At 59.6% G+C, this 1716-nt stretch carries 2 protein-coding genes; both read left to right on the top strand.

Features of this window, described 5'->3' with window-relative positions:
- Nucleotides 1–140 precede the first annotated feature (140 nt).
- The gene (locus AC2FNC_RS20725; RefSeq protein ID WP_496716565.1) at nucleotides 141–1085 is read left to right on the top strand and encodes a sulfotransferase; all 945 of its coding nucleotides are present in this window, start codon (nucleotides 141–143) and stop codon (nucleotides 1083–1085) included.
- Nucleotides 1085–1716 (top strand): GNAT family N-acetyltransferase (locus AC2FNC_RS20720; protein WP_496716564.1); only part of this gene is annotated, 632 nt, incomplete at its 3' end. The genes AC2FNC_RS20725 and AC2FNC_RS20720, both read left to right, overlap by 1 nt.

Below are 1716 nucleotides of genomic sequence, written 5' to 3'. Positions count from 1 at the left end.
TGGTTCCTGCCGATCAGCCTGATCCGGCACGGCCACGAAGGGGCCCGGGCCTGGCGCGCGCGGCTTGCATTCCTGTTCAGATCCTTGTTCCGGCAACCACAGGGCCAGACCCCCCCGCAACCCGATATCGGCACGCCGACATGAAGGCGCTGGTCAAATCCGCCCTGCGCGGCACGGTGCATACTGTTCTTGCTCCGCTGGAGGCACAGATGCTGGCGCGCCAGTCCGAGGCAAAATGGCCCCATATTTTCATTCTGGGCGCCCCCCGGTCCGGCACATCGCTATTCTATGAACTCATGATCACACGGTTCAGGCTTGCCTATTTCACGAATCTTGCACACCGGTTCTATAAAACGCCTTTGGCTGCGACAAAGCTCGGGCAGGCTTTCGTCTCTCGCCACAGACCAGCGTTTCAAAGCGATTATGGCCATATTTCAGGCTGGGCGGCCCCGAACGAAGGCGGATGGATATGGCAACGCTGGCTAGAAGATGGCCCCTGGACGGACGAACGCATGATGCCCGATTTACCGGTGGACAAGATCAGGGCGACACTGGCCGGTATGTCAAACTTGTCCAAAGCACCATTCATCAACAAGAACGTGATGCATTCCAACCGAGTGCGGCTTTTAGATGCATTATTTCCGGGCTGTCTATTTCTCGAGGTCCAACGAAACGCCAAGGACACCGCCCGATCCATTATCCGGGCACAACGGCGGAACAAGGGCCCGATGCGCGATCAGGAAGAATGGTGGTCCGTTCGCCCGTCAAACGCGGGTGGCAATACAGATATCGAACGCGCCTGCCGTCAGGTCATCGGCGTGGCCCGGGATATCGAGCGCGATTGCACACATGTCGGAGCACACCGGCATGTCAGAATTGACTACAAAGCCCTGTGTGCCAATCCTGATAGCGCGTTGACCAAGGTCGCGCAATTTCTGACGGATCGTGGTGTCTCGGTTTCCCCGCTTGCTCAAGACCCGATCCCGGCCCGTTTCACCCTTCGGGCTTCCAAAGCGCTGTCTCCCGAGGAAGAAATCCTTCTGGACGATATGCTAGGGGGGACAGAAACGGTGGCGACCGTCTGATGGGTGGTAAAACGCTTTCTCTGCGCCGAATCGCGCCTGAAGACTGGCCTGCCATGGGCCACATGTTCGATGACCTGACATACGAGCAGAGTCTGACCTATGCGCAAGCCGCCGCCAACCGCATCGGGGCAAAAACGGAATTTGTCGCCCTGTACGACAGGCAGGATACGCCCGTTGCCGCAGCCTGTCTCAGGATCAAAAAGGTCCCGGTTCTGAATCGGGGCATCGCATGGATTGCGGCGGGGCCACTGACACACCCCAAGGGCATGCCGGACCCTGATCCGGACACGGTATGCTTAATTCTGTCACAGCTACGCAATTACGCACATGCCGCCGGACACGTCCTGCGCCTGCGCTTTCCCGTTCAGGCATCCCCGGCGGACGAGGCGGTCGCCCGCGCAGGATTTGTGCCAACCCGTCGCGCGACAACATATCGGACAGTGCTGATCGATCCGGATCAGGAGGATGACGCCCTGATGCGTGCCCTGCATGGAAAATGGCGCAACCCGTTGCGTAACGCACTCAAGGCGGGGCTTGCGCTTGAAGCCGGTCCGATCGCAGACCTGTCGGATCGCTTTTCCCGCCTCTACGAACAGGTGCGCACCGCCAAGGGGTTCCAGCCCGACATCCC

It is taken from the genome of Ruegeria sp. BHSA123, from assembly GCF_059613425.1.
This window is presented reverse-complemented; position numbering and strand designations above follow the sequence as displayed.